Annotated in this window: 18 protein-coding genes; 6 read left to right on the top strand and 12 right to left on the bottom strand. The window is 44.5% G+C overall.

Translation table 11 applies throughout. The annotated features are described in order from the left end of the window. Positions 1-94: 94 nt before the first annotated feature. The 7 genes from ACYVI9_RS06315 to ACYVI9_RS06285 all read right to left on the bottom strand — a co-directional run bounded on the left by ACYVI9_RS06315 (position 95) and on the right by ACYVI9_RS06285 (position 6,446). On the bottom strand, positions 95-1,507 hold the full coding sequence (locus ACYVI9_RS06315) for an NAD(P)(+) transhydrogenase (Re/Si-specific) subunit beta (protein ID WP_460762150.1): 1,413 nt from the start codon (positions 1,505-1,507) through the stop codon (positions 95-97). 6 nt (positions 1,508-1,513) lie between these two features. Next, on the bottom strand, positions 1,514-1,852 hold the full coding sequence (locus ACYVI9_RS06310; RefSeq protein WP_460762147.1) for an NAD(P) transhydrogenase subunit alpha part 2: 339 nt from the start codon (positions 1,850-1,852) through the stop codon (positions 1,514-1,516). 67 nt (positions 1,853-1,919) lie between these two features. Then, positions 1,920-3,062 carry an NAD(P) transhydrogenase subunit alpha gene (locus ACYVI9_RS06305; RefSeq protein WP_460762145.1) on the bottom strand — a complete coding sequence of 381 codons (1,143 nt, stop codon included), beginning with the start codon at positions 3,060-3,062 and terminating at the stop codon, positions 1,920-1,922. 54 nt (positions 3,063-3,116) lie between these two features. After that, entirely contained in the window at positions 3,117-3,914 is a 798-nt protein-coding gene (locus ACYVI9_RS06300) for an O-methyltransferase (RefSeq protein ID WP_460763009.1), read from the bottom strand. A 56-nt stretch (positions 3,915-3,970) separates the two neighbouring features. Next, positions 3,971-4,462: a dihydrofolate reductase gene (locus ACYVI9_RS06295; RefSeq protein WP_460762143.1), complete on the bottom strand. Its 492-nt coding sequence runs from the start codon at positions 4,460-4,462 to the stop codon at positions 3,971-3,973. A 32-nt stretch (positions 4,463-4,494) separates the two neighbouring features. Continuing rightward, on the bottom strand, positions 4,495-5,310 hold the full coding sequence (locus ACYVI9_RS06290) for a thymidylate synthase (RefSeq protein WP_460762140.1): 816 nt from the start codon (positions 5,308-5,310) through the stop codon (positions 4,495-4,497). Between the two features lie 140 nt (positions 5,311-5,450). Next, the gene (locus tag ACYVI9_RS06285) at positions 5,451-6,446 is read right to left on the bottom strand and encodes a LuxE/PaaK family acyltransferase (protein ID WP_460762137.1); all 996 of its coding nucleotides are present in this window, start codon (positions 6,444-6,446) and stop codon (positions 5,451-5,453) included. Between the two features lie 146 nt (positions 6,447-6,592). Here ACYVI9_RS06285 and ACYVI9_RS06280 point away from each other — a divergent pair, with 146 nt between their 5' ends. Continuing rightward, positions 6,593-7,453 (top strand): UbiA family prenyltransferase, encoded by an 861-nt coding sequence (locus ACYVI9_RS06280; RefSeq protein ID WP_460762135.1) that lies wholly within the window; start codon positions 6,593-6,595, stop codon positions 7,451-7,453. 1 nt (position 7,454) lies between these two features. Beyond that, positions 7,455-7,757, top strand: a complete 303-nt coding sequence (locus ACYVI9_RS06275) for a hypothetical protein (RefSeq protein WP_460762132.1) — start codon at positions 7,455-7,457, stop codon at positions 7,755-7,757. Positions 7,758-7,846: 89 nt separating this feature from the next. Here ACYVI9_RS06275 and ACYVI9_RS06270 read toward each other — a convergent pair whose 3' ends face one another. Further along, a complete protein-coding gene (locus ACYVI9_RS06270; protein WP_460762130.1) occupies positions 7,847-8,389 on the bottom strand; it encodes a thioredoxin family protein in 543 nt (180 codons plus the stop codon). Positions 8,390-8,486: 97 nt separating this feature from the next. Here ACYVI9_RS06270 and ACYVI9_RS06265 point away from each other — a divergent pair, with 97 nt between their 5' ends. Together ACYVI9_RS06265 and ACYVI9_RS06260 are read left to right on the top strand one after the other, a co-directional pair. After that, positions 8,487-9,206: a pyridoxine 5'-phosphate synthase gene (locus tag ACYVI9_RS06265; RefSeq protein ID WP_460762127.1), complete on the top strand. Its 720-nt coding sequence runs from the start codon at positions 8,487-8,489 to the stop codon at positions 9,204-9,206. A 136-nt stretch (positions 9,207-9,342) separates the two neighbouring features. Then, a complete protein-coding gene (locus tag ACYVI9_RS06260) occupies positions 9,343-9,747 on the top strand; it encodes a hypothetical protein (RefSeq protein WP_460762124.1) in 405 nt (134 codons plus the stop codon). 85 nt (positions 9,748-9,832) lie between these two features. On the opposite strand, the gene ACYVI9_RS06255 is transcribed toward ACYVI9_RS06260, so the two are convergent. The 4 genes from ACYVI9_RS06255 to ACYVI9_RS06240 all read right to left on the bottom strand — a co-directional run bounded on the left by ACYVI9_RS06255 (position 9,833) and on the right by ACYVI9_RS06240 (position 16,429). After that, positions 9,833-10,141 carry a DUF3467 domain-containing protein gene (locus tag ACYVI9_RS06255; protein ID WP_460762122.1) on the bottom strand — a complete coding sequence of 103 codons (309 nt, stop codon included), beginning with the start codon at positions 10,139-10,141 and terminating at the stop codon, positions 9,833-9,835. Positions 10,142-10,598: 457 nt separating this feature from the next. After that, on the bottom strand, positions 10,599-11,552 hold the full coding sequence (locus tag ACYVI9_RS06250; protein WP_460762120.1) for a DUF1735 domain-containing protein: 954 nt from the start codon (positions 11,550-11,552) through the stop codon (positions 10,599-10,601). A 40-nt stretch (positions 11,553-11,592) separates the two neighbouring features. Further along, on the bottom strand, positions 11,593-13,122 hold the full coding sequence (locus tag ACYVI9_RS06245) for a SusD/RagB family nutrient-binding outer membrane lipoprotein (protein WP_460762117.1): 1,530 nt from the start codon (positions 13,120-13,122) through the stop codon (positions 11,593-11,595). A 28-nt stretch (positions 13,123-13,150) separates the two neighbouring features. Next, positions 13,151-16,429, bottom strand: a complete 3,279-nt coding sequence (locus tag ACYVI9_RS06240; RefSeq protein ID WP_460762115.1) for a SusC/RagA family TonB-linked outer membrane protein — start codon at positions 16,427-16,429, stop codon at positions 13,151-13,153. Positions 16,430-16,872: 443 nt separating this feature from the next. Between ACYVI9_RS06240 and ACYVI9_RS06235 the strand changes: the two genes are divergently transcribed. Together ACYVI9_RS06235 and ACYVI9_RS06230 are read left to right on the top strand one after the other, a co-directional pair. After that, positions 16,873-17,751, top strand: coding sequence for a bifunctional 5,10-methylenetetrahydrofolate dehydrogenase/5,10-methenyltetrahydrofolate cyclohydrolase (locus ACYVI9_RS06235; protein WP_460762112.1), 879 nt, complete (start codon positions 16,873-16,875; stop codon positions 17,749-17,751). A gap of 173 nt (positions 17,752-17,924) precedes the next feature. Then, entirely contained in the window at positions 17,925-18,506 is a 582-nt protein-coding gene (locus ACYVI9_RS06230; protein ID WP_460762109.1) for a 7-carboxy-7-deazaguanine synthase QueE, read from the top strand. The last annotated feature ends 933 nt before the right edge of the window (positions 18,507-19,439 follow it).

Genomic DNA, 19,439 nt, shown 5'->3' with positions numbered 1-19,439 from the left:
GAGAATGCACCTAATAATACGCACATTCAAACGGAGAAATGCTAAAGATTCCTGGTAGAAGAATAGTGCTGTGTCCGGTTTTAATTCGGAATTCTCAAAGCTCCTTGGCGGCGGCAATAAGTTCCTGGAGCACTTTCTTGGCATCGCCAAACAACATCGAAGTTTTAGGCTGGAAAAACAAGGCATTCTCAATACCCGCGTATCCTGTTTGCATGGAACGTTTCACTACAATCACCATCTTTGATTGCTCCAATTCTAATACTGGCATACCATAAATAGGTGAATCAGGATCCTGCAGGGCAGCCGGATTGACCACATCATTGGCGCCAAGAACCAGTACCACATCTGTTGTAGGGAAAGCTTCATTGGCTGCGTCCATTTCCAACAACTTATCGTAAGAAACGTCGGCTTCTGCCAGCAGGACATTCATATGCCCGGGCATACGACCCGCCACCGGATGGATGGCATAATATAGTTCCACACCTTTGGATTCCAGCAATTTCTGCAGGTCGTGACAAGCATGCTGGGCCTGTGCCACAGCCAACCCATAACCGGGGACGATCATTACTTTATGCGCGTAACTCAGTGCTACAGCAGCGTCATTGATCCGGATTTCCTTATACACGCCAGATGGCGCTGCTCCTCCATCACCGGTTTTGGTTGCAGAAAAAGAACCGATAAGCACATTTAAAAGTGAACGGTTCATTGCCCGGCACATTAAGATTGTCAACAGGGTGCCTGCGGCCCCGACAAGAATGCCGCCTGTCAGCATTACGGAATTATCATAGAGCAGACCCGCACAGGCTGCCGCAACGCCGGTAAATGAATTCAATAATGAAATAACAACGGGCATATCTGCTCCACCAATCGGCAATACGAAAAAAAGACCGTATATAAGCGAAAGCAAAAACAGGCTGTAAAAGACAGAAGCGGGCTGCAATAATGATGTCGTTTGCCGGATACCGGATGTAGGCCCCATCAGGATAATAGCGGCTGAAACGATGGACAGTAGCAACAAGCTATTTAACAACTGCTGTCCCCGAAAAGAAAAATCTTTCAATCGTCCGTTCAATTTGGCCCAGGCCACCAGGCTACCGGCGAATGAAACGGCACCAATCACCAAACCAGTTAGAATAATTATCAGATGTCCGTCAGCCAGTGTTCCGGCAGCAGTTATTTCGTTGAATTCTACGACCGAAATCAGTGCGGCACAAAGCCCCCCCATACCGTTAAATAAACTCACCATTTCCGGCATGGCAGTCATTTTCACTTTCCGGGCGGCAAGAACACCGCCACAGGCACCAATAGCAATGCCACCGAAAATCCACCCGTAGTTGCCCAGCCTGTGACCTGCCCCGTCCCGGTATAAAAATATCGTAGCAATAATGGCCAGCGTCATTCCTGCTGCTGCCACCAGATTGCCTGTCCGGGCTTTAGCAGGATCAGACAACATTTTTAGTCCGAGAATAAAACTAACAGAAGCCAATAAATAACAGCAGGTAATCATACGCAACTAAGTTTCCTTTCCCTGAGATTTCGGGGATCTTGCTTTTCGCTGACTGAACATTTCCAGCATCCTGTCGGTGACTACAAATCCGCCCACGACATTCAGGGTGCCCACAACTACGGCAAGAAATCCCAAAATTAATGCGGGATAATTATCAGTAGCGGCTTTCCCCATTACAATGATGGCACCTATAATCACAACGCCATGTATGGCATTCGCGCCGCTCATTAAAGGTGTATGAAGCACGCTGGGTACATGACCAATAACTTCGATACCAACGAAAATCATCAGGATAATAATGTACAGGATTTGCTGATGCAGCGTTATCCATTCGAAAATGTTCATAACTACATATTTTGATTCAACGTTTCCATCATTCTTTCCTATTCCTCAAGGGTGGCACATACCCCGTTTACAGCAATTGTTCGTAAACAATTTTTCCTTCGACGGTTATGCAGGTTTTCCTGATGAGCTCATCTTCAAAATCCATTTCCAATCGCCCATCTTTCAACAGCAGATCGATAAAACTGACCAGATTATTGCCGTATAACTTACTGGCATCTACAGGCAGACTGCTTGGCAGGTTGGAGGCGCCCACCAGGGTAATCCCCTTAAAATTTATCGTTTCATTGCTAGGGGTGAAGGGTGTATTCCCGCCAGTACCAGCCGCCAGATCCACTATAACAGATCCCTTCCGCATCGAGGTTAACATTGCTTCGGTTACGAGTACCGGCGCCTTCTTGCCCGGGATTTGAGCCGTAGTAATGACAATATCCGATTTAGCAATATGGGTGGCAATCAGTTCCTCTTGAGCCTGCTGATAGGCGGCTGACTGTTCTACACCATACCCACCGGCCTGACTGGCATCGGCATTGCCGGCCACTTCAACAAATCGGGCACCCAGGCTTTGGACTTCCAGCCGCACTACTGGTCTGGTATCAAATACTTCCACTACCGCGCCCAGCCTTCTGGCGGTAGCGATCGCCTGTAGGCCGGCAACGCCCGCGCCTAACACCAAGACTTTTGCCGGCGCGATACTACCTGCGGCCGTGATATACATCGGAAAATACCGGCCATATAGATTAGCCGCAATCAAAACAGCCTTGTATCCTGCAATACTAGCCTGGGAACTGAGCACATCCATAGGCTGTGCACGGGTGATTCTAGGCAACATATCCAGTGAAAACACAGTGAGTCCTGCATGGGCGTAGACTTCCATGGATGGCTTGTTGTATAATGGCTGGTACATGCCGATCAGCATCCTTCTCCTTGATTTTTCTTCGGGAACAGTATTCCTTAGGTCGGCAATTTGGGTAAGATCTGCTGGACACAATCCCTGAATCGTTAACAGAATATCTGCTTCCTGTAATAATACATTTCTGCTTTCCACAACGGCGCCTGCCTGGTGATAAGCCTCATCGTCAGCAAGGGCTTTGATTCCGGCGTTTGACTCGACCAATACTGTTATATGTTTAGCAGTCAGGGAGCGGACTGCTTCCGGTAACAAGGAAACCCTCTGTTCAGTGTCCAGTTCTTTCAAGATCCCGAGCTTCATAGGAGTTGGTTTATCTTCAAGAATAGATCCTTTCTTAAAGATATTCAAAACCCTTTAAACCCGAACACTAAAATGCTGCTTTTCTTTAAACTCTTTTCTGAAACTGATAATACCGATATAAAAAAGATCGATATCACATGCGACTGCATCGTCCTGAATGATTTCCTTCCAGGCCTGCTCCATGCCCTGACTCCAGTGAATATCGTCAAAGACCAGAAGGCTCTCATTATCGGTATGATTTAGAAGCTGCCTGTAATAACGCAACGTGGGCTCCTGGCGGTGATTCCCATCCACAAAAGCGAAATCAATTTGTGGATGCTTTTTCAGTACGCGGGGCAGCGTGGCATCGAAATCGCCCCGAACCATTTCGATATTATTGAGGCCCAGCTCCCGGTAATGTTGTTCTGCCTGATCGGCAACTGAAGGCGCACCTTCCAGGGTAATTACTTTCGCCTGCGGATTAGCGAGTGCCAGATAACTGGTGGTAAGACCCAATGAACTTCCCATTTCCAGGATCACTTTTGGCTGATAGAATCTTACCATCCGGTAAAGCAATTGTCCAAATTTCTTGGGCTTGGCGGCATTCCGGGCGATCGAAGCAACACTGCGTTCATCGGCACTAGTCGCAGCCGAACCAGCACCAAGATCCTGTACGGTGATGGTACGGTTGTCAGCCAGCAATCGCTTGCGAAGCGTTTCCACCCGGGTGTAATCCTCGTATTTGGTAAAATCATTCATTACCTTGGTAATGAACTCATATACGAAGGGCGAATGGGTGCCATGTCCTTTGCTATTGGCAGCGTGGATATAATACTTGAAATATTTGGCCGCAGCCTGAAGAGGAGAATACACCAATTTTCAGAATATTAAATTTAACAATCGAATGCTGTTATCGAAACTACTTTGAATTACCTCCTTTCCCACCTTTCATAATCAAAAGCGAAAGTATGCCGTTGATCCGCAGGATTATGAATGGTACTGACCAATTGCCAGTCTTTCTCCTCAATCGCCGGAAAATAAGTATCGCCTTCCAGTACTGCATGGACCCGGGTGAGATAAATTTTATTGGCCCTGGGATAATACATTTTATAAATTTCTCCACCCCCAATTACCATGAGTTCCCTGACGTCCATTTCCCGTACCAAAAATTCGACATCCTTCATCGAGTGCGATACAATAGCCCCGTCAATCTTCAGGTCCTTATTGTTACTTAAAACAATATTCTTTCTTCCGGGTAAGGGACGCTTAAAAGATTCAAAGGTTTTGCGTCCCATCACTACCGGCATACCCCAGGTTACATTCTTGAAATGCTTCATATCATCCGGCAGATTCCAGACCAGCTGGTTGTTTTTGCCAATGACATTATTCTCAGAAGCCGCCGCTACTAGTGATATATTCATGCAACGAATATAAGTATAATTTCAGGTGGATCCTATATGGCTACCGGCGCTTTGATACCGGGATGACACTGATAAGCTTCCAGTCTGAAGTCTTCAAAACCAAAGGAAAAAATATCTTTTACTTCAGGATTGAGGACCATTCGGGGTAAGGGATAAGGTTCGCGGCTCAATTGCAGACGGACCTGATCCAGATGATTCATATAGATATGCACATCTCCAAAACTATGGATGAATTCTCCCGGAGCCAGATCGCATACCTGAGCAATCATCATCGTTAGCAACGCATAGGACGCAATATTAAAGGGGACCCCCAGAAACACATCAGCGCTACGCTGGTATAACTGACAGGACAATCTGCCTCGACCTCCCTGTTCTGCGGGGGGGATTACATAAAACTGAAACAGGGCATGACAGGGCATCAAAGCCATTTGCGGTAAATCGCCCACATTCCAGGCACTTACAATCAGCCGGCGGCTGTCGGGTGTTTTTCTGATCTGTTCAATCAGATTCGAAATCTGATCAATCTGATGACCATCACTGGCCTGCCAGCTCCGCCATTGTTTGCCGTATACCGGTCCAAGCGCTCCGTTTTCATCTGCCCATTCATCCCAGATACTGACGCCATGTTCCTTTAAATAAGCGGTATTGGTCGCTCCTTTCAAAAACCATAATAACTCATAAATAATGCTCTTAAGATGGACCTTTTTTGTTGTCACCAATGGGAAGCCCTCCTGTAAATCAAAACGCATTTGATATCCAAAAGTACTGATGGTGCCGGTCCCGGTACGATCGGTTTTCACCGCACCTTTGTCCAGAATATGTTGGAGCAGATCAAGATATTGTTGCATAATGCAAATTAAGGACTAAATCATTGTTTTTAAAAGTCGGGCCGGCTAGCGGTGCAAAACAGGGGGGTAATTCCCGTTGCCATTTGGCATTCGGGCGGTTCGAACAAGAAGCACAAATACATAAAATCATGTATATCAATCTATAATGCCAACAAACTACACCCCCGAAGATCACTATGGTCCCGGCGTCCGGTCACTTCAAAACTACCATCGGGATACAAGAGACCCAGGTCATCCGTGGCGATAAAACTGCAGGAATAGATATTGGCAAGATCGATAATATTGATCAGGCCCCGGTTCAGGCTACCCTGTGGTTTCAGGCTCAGCGGGTCTTCTTCATCTCTCATACGTATCCGCATCCAGCCGGGTGCGCGAAACCTTCCCTGACCCTGGGAATAAGCCTGGGATAATAACTCCGTCATTCCGTACTCAGAATGAATCTGTTCCAGACTAAAAGCCTGTCGCAGCCGGTCCTGTAGCTCCGCTCTTACGAGCTCCTTTCTTCTGCCTTTCATACCTCCGGTTTCCATGATAATGGTATGCTGCAATCCCATAGGGTGTGATTCGGCCAAATCCAGGAGGGCGAAAGTCACACCGAAAAGTAGTGTAGGCTGCCGGCGGGCTTCGAGCTCCGTCAGGATCGCAGCCAGCTGCGCATTTTCATGAAGGTAAAATCCACTATCCGGATGGCCGCTGCTGTCAATGAGTTTTTGTACCATATAGGCAAGGGATGCATTCCTACGTTCCAGATAGGAAGGCAAAAGTCCGATAATGCACCATTGATCCGGATGGCCATAAGCCGCTTTAAATGCCGCATGAAAACTTTGCTCATAAATGTGGATATCCTGCACATAATGGCGGCTGTTCTGCATCCCTGTGGTACCACTGCTTTCAAAAATCGTAGCACCTGCCGCTTCCCCGGCCACCACCTGATGAGATTTAAAAAACCGGATGGGTAGAAAGGGTATGGCTTCTACACTATGGATCGCATCGGGATCCACTCCCAGTAGGTCCACATATCTTCTGTAAATCTCGGTATGCGTATATTGAAAATGAAACAACTGCAAAGCCGCTGCATCAAAATCCAGTTCCGGTCTGAACAGGATCTGCGGGTCAAATGGTGTCTGGAGTCTCAAAATTCATTTTTAATTATACCAAGAGAAAAAAAAAGCACAATAATAATTATTTTCCGTCAATCGGCTCTTCGGAGTGGAACGGTAAGGTTCAGGACAGTAATATTTGAGGGGTTTAGTACTTTTGAAAAATTAAAACTGCGTGTAAATTGTATAAAAGGCGTTTTTTTGATTTCGTTGTTTTCAGCAATATTTTTATTGCTGTCTGTGCCGTACTGATGGCCTGCTATACCACCCATTTATTCACGGGACATCTGCCGCCGTTGAATTTCACTGCTTTTGTTTTCTTTTCCACCCTGGCCAGCTACAGTATTCATTGGTACCTGACCGATGCCGGTACCGAAATTACAGAACAGCGAACGCCCTGGCTGGGACGTAATAAACGAACCCATTTGCTGTTTTTTATTGTCAGTGCCGTGGGTTGTGGTTTTTTGCTCCTGCAGGAACTGGCCTACATTAAATGGATTCTGCCTGCGGTCTTGCTGACCTTTATATATACGGCGCCTAAAATACCCTTTCCGCCTTTCACATTGCTTCGGAATTTTATTTATGCCAAAACCCTCCTGCTTGCCCTGATGTGGGCTTATGTGACCTCCGCTTTACCTTTATTACTGCTGGACGAAGCATGGCAATCTGGCTATACCCTGTTTTTCATCAACCGGTTCTTATTGATTTTTGCCATTTGCATCCCCTTTGATCTGCGCGATCGCGAATTTGACAAAGCCGGCGGGGTAAAAAGTCTGGTTACCCTGCTTTCACCGGTTCAGATCCGCATTGTGTTCAACGCTTGTATTCTGTTGAACCTGCTGGCCACCGTCTGGCTCCACCAAATCCGCCCCCAAACGCTTGTGGAAAACTTTATATTATTGATTCCTACCGCTTTAACATTTTTGCTTTATCGCACGGCTATAAAAACCAAAGATGATTACCTATTTTATTTTATCTTAGACGGGTTAATGGCCCTTTCGCCGATATTGCACTTTTTGGCAATATGTTTAAATGTGGTATAAAATGGAGGATACAAGCAAAAGCAGCTATAAAATGAGCAACTCATTTGTCAAAATTGTACATTTCACCCGGTTGGTAAAAATAAATAACAGATTACGAGAGTTCAACTTTAAAAAAAACAATAACGCCGGCGATTATGTCTTTGATATAGATACAGCAGATGATCGTGGTAATCGTATTTTTTTCCGGCTGATCCGGGAAAATGATACCTGGAGGGCGGAAAGTAAGGACGAAGTACCTGAATGGGTGGAAAGCCATAAAGACCAACTAGTTTCCGAACTCCAGGAAGGCATACTTGAAAATTAACAGCTGAACGGTTCTTTTCCCAGCATTCTTCATACCCCCGGAGTCCCCGGTGTCTTAGTACCCGGTGCAATGCCGTATGGCTATTGGCATTACGGTGTAAAGTCCGGGTCGTTTTTTCGGAAACGCCGGTATATAATATCCAGCTCGGCCTGACTCAATGAGGAAGTTTGTTGCAGTACCGCTATCAGGTGTTTGACTTCTTCTTCCGCTGCCGGACAACCACTATTAGATCCATCCGCCATTTTTGCATCCGCCACTACTTCGCCTTTGTTGTTAAAGATGAGCCAGAATGGAATGCCACTCTGCAAGGGAGCATATTGTTTAAACAGGCTGTCTGCACCCGGATTCTCCAGATTCTTTTTGTCTTTGGATTCCAAAATAGTAAGGTGCCTGATAACATAATGATCATTAAATAATGTCTTGCATTCAGGTGCATTGATCGCCGAATCCATTTTACGACACCAGCCGCACCAGGAAGCATGGAAAATGACAAATACCGCCTTATGCTCTTGAGCCGCCTGGCGCACGGCTGCTGCAACGACTGCTTTAGCGGAGGATGGCGCGACCTGTTGTGCATTGCTGGTGACACTTAGCCCCACCAGCAAAAGACCCATACATAATTTCTGCAACATAGCGATTATCTTTGCACCGATGGAAGCATGTAATACTGCCTGTTTTCATAGCCGGGTGATTGAAAACCCTTACAAATCCCAACGATAAATTAGCAAAATGACGAAACTTTCGGTAAATATAAACAAGATTGCCACATTAAGGAATTCCAGAGGGGGAAATAATCCCGACCTGGTTAAAATGGCACTTGATGCAGAAAGATTCGGCGCTGATGGTATTACCGTACATCCCCGCCCCGACGAACGACATATCCGATATGAGGACGTGCGTCAGTTGAAGAAGGTCATTCAGACAGAACTCAATATTGAAGGTAATTGCCGGGAACAAAAGTTTATCGACCTGGTGCTGGAAGTCCAACCGGCACAGGTAACCCTGGTGCCAGACGCCCTGGGACAGCTGACATCCGATCACGGCTGGGATACCCTCACCCACAAAGAATACCTTACAGAAATGATGGGTCTTTTTAAAACTGCCGGTATCCGGGTATCCATTTTCGTAGATCCGGACATCCGAATGATTCAGGGAGCCGCCGCTACCGGTACGGATCGCATCGAGCTGTATACTGAATCATACGCTAAAGGTTATGTAACTGATCCCCAGGAAGCTATTACACCCTTTGTCGCAGCTGCCGAAAAAGCGCAGGAATTGGGGCTGGAGCTGAATGCGGGCCATGATCTGGACTTACAGAATTTGCAGTTTTTCAGCCAGAGCATCCCCTGGCTCCGGGAAGTCAGTATCGGGCATGCCCTCATATGCGACGCGCTTTATCTGGGTTTTGAAAACACAATTCAACTTTATAAAAGGCAGCTTTGCAACTAACCCGATCCGCAAAAATCAAAGCAAACCTTTTTTATGCTTTTCTCGTCATAGTTACAAGCACTAAGGCAGGAGATTCGACGAGGCTGTGGCCACCGGGCGGACTTCGCCAGATTCTATAAAATATTGGAAAATGCGGATGAAGAAATTGATTTACATACTGTTTCTTATGATTGCGGGCTGGTCGGCAAAAGCCCAGCATATTGAAAGTTTTTATATTAATCTCTATACGGACAGCCTTAAAAAAGGCACCCATAATTATATCAATGTCGATGGGAAAATGAGCAACGGTCGCTGGAAACCACTTACCAGCAGAGAACTGGTGTTCAAAACAGATTATGGCAAATTTGAGGGCAACGACCTAATCTTACCCGAACAGACCACAGCAAAAAAAGTACAGGTATCTGTGGCGCTGAAATCGGATTCTTCAATATCCAAAAAAATAACGATCTGGATCAAACAGCAACCGGATCCGCCCCTGCCTGCTTATGACCGGAATGCAGCAACCCGGAAATCTTCCCGAAAGCGATCCCTACATCCTTGAACCTTCTCTTCTGACACATAAAAATCAGCTAAGCTATTGCGGTAAAAACCGGCATACCGGCATCAATCCCGCATCTGCATCTGTTTTAAGCCTGTGCTGTTGGTCCACCAAAGTTCACCGGAATCTGCACTTCATCCAGGTCTTTGATTGTTCCCTGAGCCGCTTCAAACTTCTCAATATTATCAATCAACGCCTTCATAAACCGTTTGGCATGCTGAGGTGTAAAAATAATTCTGGACTTCACCCGGCTCTTAGGTGTCCCCGGCATGATGTTCACGAAATCAATCACAAACTCCGCATGGGAATGAGTAATTACCGCCAGATTGGCATAGGTTCCTTCAGCTACATCTTCTGAAATCTCAATATTTAACTGGTTGGGTTGCTGTTCCTGCATGTCTGTATTTTATTTAAGAGCGAAGGTAAGAAAACAATTGTTGCGGGCTTTATACTGGCAATTTTGCTGCAAAAAACAAGCCCTGAAGCTTCCGGCCTATATAGTTCCGGATAGGCTTCAGGGCTGCCTGAGGGACAAATGCGCGTAGCTATTTGCCGTAGTTAATCTTTATCAAACCAAACCCGGCCTGTTACTTCGTCCGCACCACCCATCGTTTCAAGGTTCGCTTTATAGTTGGCAGGCGATCCAGGAGTCCATTTGCTGATCGTAGAGTGATATCCATTTTTGGATACCTATCATTTCTAAAAAATTTTAAGGATTGACTTTTCTGATTTATTGGTTCTCCAGACACCGGATTATACATCGCATAGCTTGCCTTTTACCTAACTCCTATAAATATAAAAAAAAAGGCTGTCTTCATTGACAGCCTCTTTTTTTTCAACAAACCCTTAATGGATTACCTTGAATGCGAAAATTTCAATTCATCGAAAAAAGCACGTTGTGGATTATTATTGTACATCCATGACACATAAATAGTTTGGGTCTCCGGATCATATAAATTACTCATTGCCCCCGGACCAGTCGCGTCAGTATACAAGGAAATTACCGGATCTCCGGCTGCATTATAAACATTGGTTATTTTGTTGGTTTCCACATCAAATTCAATTATGGGTGCAATTGATGCGCCATACCAACTTACCTCTCCTTCCCCTACACCAATAGGATGCCCTACACTTCCCGCCTCAGGCCAATAAAATGCTACTTTATTAATCCCCACAGTAGCCATCAACATTTCCACTTCATACTCAAAATCATAAGGCGACCTATTATGATGACCTTTCATTATATAGTATCCATCGTATTGATTTGTGATGGCAATAGCAGCCATTGTTTCCGCTGTTCCGTATTTTACTGTCTTTCCACCAGCATCCTGAAGGACAAAATAGAAACCATAGGTTTGAGATAGATCCCATTTTGATCCATTTACATTAACTGTAAAGGGTACGGCTGTTACTCCAGGCTGAAAAGTAATTTCATAAATTCCATCAGCAACTTCTTCAACTCCTTTGCCTGTTACTAGTGTATATATACTATCTGGTAATGCTGAAAAGTTTGTTTCATTAGCCTCATTATAGGCATCCAGAGAGTCGGAATTTATGACAATAGTTGCTTTAACAGTTTGATTTACTCCTGCATTACTAACCTCCTCTCTTCTTAAAGTAAACAGGTCGATGTTCTTGTTCCCTTCATAGGGTGCAAAGTATTGGATATTATCAGGAACTTCCCCGAGACCAATCATTGGAGACCCTGCATTTCCTAATTCATCCACTTGCCCTTTGATACATGACGACAAAAGGTAAATTGAATAAATTAATAAAAACAAATTCAAATATTTGTAAGACCTTTTCATATATAATATTTTATTATTTTATTTGGTAGTACCCTCTAATCTATTTATCCCACCACATTCTAACCGCATCATTATCTCCACCCATCGCAGCAGCGGCAGCTTTCACCTGAATTTCGTTGGTTGAATAATCCGTAGTTCCATATGTAAATCTGCGGGATATTTCCTTCGAACTGTTTAGAGCGTCGGTAGTTGGTTTCAAACCAGGCACACCAGTCCTCCTCCAATTTGACCACCCTTGATGACCGTCAGGATAAAAAGCGATATACTGTTGTAATTGAATCCTTTGTAACGGATTGTTAGTTTTAGCTGTTGAACCCGGAACTAGTTCACCGCTGATGTCATTTACGCCCGACCCAGTCGTAAAATTGGCACTACCCGTTGTAAGATAATTAGCTGGAATATCAACACCCCACTGATCAAAAGATGTTTCGACACCTTTCTCATATAGGTCCTTTGCTGAACCTGATACCCATCCTAACTGGCACGCCTCGGCAGCCGCAAGTAATACTGAAGCTGCATTTATAAAATGTACCGTGCCCTCCGTTTGTTTAAACTCTGAACTCAAAATTCTTGCCCAATCCACGCCGGTTGCTGCGGGACTTTTACTACCATAAGGTACACCGGTTGTATTGGTAGCATGAGCAGAAATTCTGGTATCGCCTAATCCAGACATTAATTTAGTGTATGTTTCAGAAACGCCATTATCAGCACTGTTAAAAGGTGCATAATAGGGATTATTATATGGATTGGCATTGCCTGGATAGTCCAGTTTAAATCCATCTTCATTAGATTCGATATATCCTGCGGGATCATTAAAAGCGGCTGAAAACTCCTGTGCAGCGAGGCCCGATGGGGTAGGATATACTTTACTCATTCGTAATGCGATCAGCATTCTGAGAGAATTAGCAAATTTCTTCCATTTAGACTCATCTCCGTTATAGATCAAATCGGAACTGACAGCAAATCCGCCGTCAAACTGCGCCTGAGCTTCCTTCAGTTCCTTTAAGAGGTCTGTATAGATTGCTTCCTGTTCATCATATTTTGGCGTAAAGATATCGGGCGATTGCAAAGCTTCAGAATAAGGCACATTTCCCCATTTATCAGTTACTACCCAATAAATATAGGCTTTCATGATACGCGCTATTGCGATTTGGCTTGCATTGGAACCCGATTTTGCCGCTTCGACCTTTTCTGTTTCGTCCATATTTCGGTCGATCACCTTTTTTAAATCGTATAATACGCCAACATAAGGAGCTGTCGTGCTTATGTTAAGTGAAGCCGCAGAGTACATAGAAGCCTGCGGATATGTCGGTTCAGAAAAATACTGACAAAGCAGCCCACTGAGTATCTCGGCAGCTGGTATAGCAGTAGAGGATGTAGTCGTACCAAAATTATTAGCCCCGAGCCTTAACTGAACGGTTGAGATCAGCGTTCCGGTAGAAGCATAAGTACTTTCATTTGGGTTTACATTCTTGTCTCCAAAATCACCCAACTTATCACAACCAATGAATCCGATCACGCTCAATAGCAGAAGGCCCGTAACCAGCTTTGTTGATTTCTTTATATTCATTTTATTAATATTATAATTTACAACTATTTTAAAAACCGATCTTCAAATTAAATCCAATCGATCTTGTACCAGGCAATTGTCCATCCTCACCGTAGTTAGTTGAAATTTCAGAAGGATCAAATCCGGGTTGTTTGGCATATATTAACCAGGGATTTCTCGCTACGATAGAAAATGTAGCATTGGTAATATAGTTACCAACCCTTCCTATTTTCTCCAACGGAATCAAATAACCCAAACTTAGTTCCCTAAGCTTCACGAATGTAAGATCTGAGATAAACGGTTCTACAATTCCGGTACCGTAAGCAAACTGCTCAAAATAGGGTCTCGCCGCAACATAGGTATCAACGGGATTTCCGTCAATATCCACACCTACAACGTGCACACCACCTCCGTCTTCAGGAGCATCCCGGATGGGATTTCCCTTGTCGTTGGCTGTGGCAGTCCAGCTCCACAGTCCGGTAGCGGTACCGTAGGCTTTGGACATTGACATGAATTTACCTCCGGAAGAAAAGTCAATACTCGCATCGAGTATAAAATTGTTAAACAGGGTAAAACTGTTTTGAACACCACCGGTATACCTGGGCAGTACCGAACCGTAGTTTTTCAGCTTCACCGCATCATTTTCATCAACGTCCATGACAAACAGGCCATCTTCGTCTATTACGGGTTGACCGTCAATTCTCATGATCGCTCTACCAACCAGCTGACCCCAGCGGTGACCTTCTTCAATCTGAACATAGGCATCAGTGCCTGCCTGTCCACTGGAAATTGTAAACGAAGGTACACCTGGAGAAATCGAAATAACATCGTTATTAAGCAGGTATGCCCAGTTCACGTTAATATTCCATTTAAGATTCTGTATGTCGACAGGAAGGGCGTTGACTTGCAACTCGATACCTTTTTTCTTAATCTCTCCGACGTTGGTACGTAAAGAACTTATACCAGAAGTTGGCGCAACAGCTACACTATACGGAAAATCCTTATTTGTCCTATCCCAATAGGTAGCATTCAATGTCAGTCTTTGTCTCAAGAATCTCAATTCCAAACCTAATTCCTTTTCTGTATTTACAGACCCATGAAGATTGGGATCTAATCCGGAATTAGGCTCGGTAGCCATTCTCACAGAACCATCAAATGGAATTGGGTAAAGATTCGCATACACCAACGAGTTGTCATAGGCACCCAACGCATTGGCAATTTGACCTATTGAACCGCGGAGTTTTAAATAGTTAAGGGGCGTACTATTGTTTAATCCCAATAGATCATTGAAAACTACCGCAAAACCACCGCTTTTTGTATCAATCGGCTCAAGTTCTGTGGACCAATAGTCTCTTCGGAAAGTTCCATCGATATAAAAAGCTTTCTTAAATCCAACGTTCGCGGTCAAAAACAAGGCGCGTCTTCCAACATTGATAAGTGTTCTGGCCGGAGGATTAGCCTTTACAGAGTTAGAAATGATAAACTCATCAGGAACATTCAGTCCCCCAAGGGAGTTCCAGGAAGTTACTTCCTGTGCGGTTTTTAATATATCCACACCGGCGTTGGCACCTATCTCCCAATCTTCAGTAAGTTTTTTGTTATAGCTTGCCAGGAACTCGAAATTCTGACGATCTGAACGGTTTGTCGAATAACCAAAGCCTTGCCAGGTAGCGCTTCTTCCGGAGATCAACTCCCAATAGTTAAATCCGGATGAGGTATTACCTGCATTGGTCTGTTGTAACACATAATATTGTCTTCTATCAGTATTCTGATTCAGATATGCCTTCCGATAGGTAAATCTGACCGTTAAGTCTTCAATTGGCTTATAGGCCAAGGAGGCATTCCCGTACAAACGGGTTTTATCATTCACATTTGAAATACCTTTCTGCCAACTATAAGGACTGAACCAGTAATAGGGTCGGTAAAAAGCCGTCGGATTCGCAGGATCGTATCCACTCGGATTTGTATGGTTCCAGGATGCTTGTTGTCCATATACATTCAAGTAATCGGTAAATTCCCGCATAATATCAATATCCAGATCCCGATGGAACCATTGGTTAAAGGAGCCAGAAGTATTGTTCGAATAACCGTCATCATTTTCCGCATTGGAACGCTGGTCCAAATAAGTAATGTTCGCAGACAGGGTTAACTTCTTACCCAGGTCAACAGATGTGTTGACATTGAACATATTTCTCTTTAACCAGGATGTGGGGATTAACCCTTTAATGTCTGTATTGGTATAAGACGCCCTAAAGTTAAACCCTTCGCCAGCCTTAGAAAAATTGACATTGTTTACCGCTGTTACGCCTGTATTAAAGTAATCCCTTGCATTATTCTTTTGTGGTACCAGGCTGGCCGTTGTACCTGTATATTTAGTACCCGGATACCAGGAATACCAGGGAATATACTCTTGGCCAAGCATACGGGGACCCCAGCTGACATCTTCCTGATAATCGTGATAATATTTACCATCCAGAGAAGCCCATTCTTCAGGGTGAAAGCCTGGTATATAGGTAAATTTATGCATATCATAATCATTACCACCAGCATATGAATTCTGGAAGTCAGGCATGATATACACTTTATCAAATTGTACGCCGCTGTTAATTTCCAAGCCCATGCCTTTCTGATTCTTTCTGGCCCTTTTCGTCGTGATAACAATGGCACCATTAGAACCGTCAGAACCAAACAGCGCACTGGCTGCAGGTCCCTGAAGAACTGAGACATTTTCGATATCATCCATATTAATATCGCCACCACTGGGAACGATGGTACCATCCACTACATAGATTGCGCCATCACCAATGCCGAAACCATTCTCCCCTCTTAAACGAATTACCGTTTCAACGCCCAGTTTTGCGACAGACTGGCTTCTTACCTGAATACCTGCCACTTTCCCGGCTAACGCATTATTAATATTCTGTTGGCGAATCGTATTCAGTTGATCACTGCTTACGGTTTGGGTATTGGAACTTAATCCACGCGCGGCACGCTTTGTATTAAAGGCGCCCGTTACCACTACTTCAGGAATAATCGTTGAATCGCTTCTAGTTAGCACAACATTCATGGCTTCGCCACTCACTACTGATTCCGCCTCGTTAAAGCCGGTCGCTGTAAATACCAGGGTAGCTCCCTGAGCCGCACTAATCGTAAACTTACCATCAGCATCCGCAGATACGGCAGTTTCTGTACCTTTTACCGCTACCGTAGCAAACGGAACTGGCGCTCCATTTTCATCGATAACTGTACCGGAAACAGTACCGGTTTGAGAAAAAGCCAGAAACGAAAATCCCATAAACATTGCTAATAGCAATAGAATTTTTCTCATGTAAAACTTTTTTGTTAAAAAATTGATTAAATCGGATTAAAACATAAACAGGGTTTCAACTTTCTTGATAAACCTGCAATTAGCCAAGACCAAGTTATATTTTTTTTAACAATTATTTCAAATTACTTTAATGGTTAGTGTCGGCTTTTTAAGCGAATCTTATCAAGATGATTATTAAAATATTGATAGGCAATTTCTTACCCGGTAAGTCCCGTAATGGCAGTTGTTAAAAATATTGATCAAAATCAACCAAAAAATAACGTCCGTTAGTTGTAATTTGCAAGTATTTGCAGGTTTCTCGCTCAACGGGGTTCTGGACAAATTCACACAAAAAAACCACAATCTGTCCGTCTGTCAGATCTGAAAAGGAATAATTTTCGCTAACCCGCGGATCAGTTGATAATTGATATACAGATCAAAAACTTTGTGCATCTTTGCAGGCTATGCAATTATTAGATGGTAAGAAGACATCCAGAACCATATTGGATGCAATTAAGCTGGACGTAGCGCAACGCTCGGCAAGTGGAAAGAAAAAACCCCACCTGGCAGCAATTCTGGTGGGCGATAACGGCGCGAGTCAGACGTATGTGGCTTCAAAAGTTAAAACCTGTAATGAAATTGGATTTCTTTCAACATTAATAGAGTACGAAGCGGATATCGCTGAAAATAAACTTCTGGAGAAGATCGAGGAACTCAATGAAGATCCCGATGTAGACGGCATCCTGGTACAGCTGCCTTTACCGGAACATATTTCTGAGAAAAAAGTCATTGAGACCATCTCCCCTTCCAAGGATGTAGACGGGTTTCATCCCCAGAACATTGGCAGAATGGTGCTTCGGGAAAAAGAGGCTTTTATTGCTGCGACGCCATATGGCATCATGTTGCTGTTGGAACATAATAAAGTTCCTACCGCCGGAAAACATGCGGTAGTGCTGGGTCGTAGTAATATTGTTGGCAGACCGATGAGTATTCTTCTAAGTGAAAACGCGAATCCCGGTAACTGCACGGTAACCCTCTGTCATTCCAAGACAGAAAACCTGAAAGAAATCTGTCTGCAGGCGGATATTATTGTAGCTGCTATCGGCATCCCTGAATTCTTGAAAGCGGATATGGTCAAAGAGGGCGCCGTAGTAATTGATGTAGGGATTACCCGACTGCCTGATTCCAGCAAAAAATCCGGTTATCGGCTGGCCGGTGATGTGGACTTTAAAGAAGTAGCGCCAAAATGTGCTTTCATCACGCCGGTACCGGGGGGCGTCGGCCCGATGACGATCGCCGCATTGATGAAAAATACCTATAAATCCTGCTTGGAGCGGGACTAAGGCCGGCATCTAAATTATAGTCTATTGGTTTCAAAGGGCTGCCAGCGGACCTCTTTCCGCAGGTGGTCTTCTCATCGCCGGTTCACAATATCGTACCTTTGTCTCTTCCAGTAAATATTACTAAAATCAAAAACCTAAAGACAGATATTCATCAAAAAAACCTGCTTCCGGTGATGGAGGACTTTTACACCATCCAGGGGGAAGGTTACCATCAGGGGCGGGCGGCATATTTTATCCGACTGGGTGGTTGTGATGTGGGCTGCGTCTGGTGCGATGTAAAGGAAAGTTGGCCGATGACGGGCCATTCGGAATTCTCGGTAACTGAAATGGCGGAGAAAGTGCAGCAATCCGGCGCCCCCCTGGCTGTCATTACCGGCGGCGAACCCCTCCTCCATAACCTGGATGCGCTTACCTGCGCATTGCAGGATCGGGGCATTCAAACCAATATTGAAACTTCGGGTTCCTCCCCCTTATCAGGCAGCTGGGACTGGATCTGTCTTTCGCCCAAGAAATTTAAAGCCCCTTTACCGGAGGTCACTGAGCGGGCCCATGAATTAAAGATCATCGTATATAATAAATCTGATTTTGTCTGGGGTGAAAAATTTGCCGCTCAGGTGGGGCCCACCTGTAAATTATACCTGCAACCGGAATGGTCCAAGGCGCAGGAAATGCAGCCACTGATCGTTGACTATATTAAAAAGCATCCGCAATGGGAACTGAGCCTCCAGATTCATAAATATATAAATGTCCCCTGACCAAAAGAGAAAACGGCTGCAAATATCGGACAGGATGCGGTTAGGCCGACCTGTATAAAAAAAGCACCACTTATAGACATAAACGGTGCGCTCTCGAAAACTATCTGCTTAAGGAAAAATCTTTCATCCAATTTTAGTTGGGCCGACCTCACATAAAACCATTGGTTTCCCGATATAAAAAGCGGAGGTATCGCCCATTTCGCTTTTTCATTGTTAACACAAAACTATAAAAGAACCCACCGACTCGTTGTCGAATTTGGGAAAATCTTTTTACGATATACGGAAATTCGGGTCTGAGAACTAAAAAGCATCCATTGTGGATGCTCATTACTATTAAAGTACCATCAGGACTTATCTCTTATCGAACGTAGCTATAATACAATACAGATGGGTCATGTTTATGAAATTGTTCATTATAAGCATGTGGTGGGCGACGGTGCTTGTGCCCGGGCGGGCGGCGTGGGTGCAGGGGCGGCGCGCAGGAACCTGCTCCCAACATAAACATTATCAATAGGCCGCCAACGAGTACCGGCTGTCTACATTTAGAAGTTTTCATGATATTGCTTTATCGTAAGGGATCAAAGAAAATGCCAGTAAATGGTACGTAATGCTATTCATTGCAAACGACAAGGTTTCCCGTTGAGTATCAGCATCAATAGCTATCTCCGGTATTTCCTATTCTTGTTATGCCCCGGTGCGAAAGACCTTGCTGATTTCTGGCCATAATATTTTTTTGCATGGCCGGGCGGCATATGTCGGTGCTGCCCATAATATCCGTGATGCCGGTGGGAATGCATGGGGGGCGCACAGGAACTGAAACCGGCAACGATAAACAAAAACAATAGACCGATTACTACAATAAAAGGTTTAAGACGATAATTTTTCATGGCATTCTTTTTAATAAAATAAAACTGGGTTAATCATTCTGTCTGT

The organism is Niabella terrae, assembly GCF_054783135.1.
The sequence above is the reverse complement of the archived record's forward strand: the minus strand, read 5'-3'. Positions and strand labels throughout refer to the sequence as shown.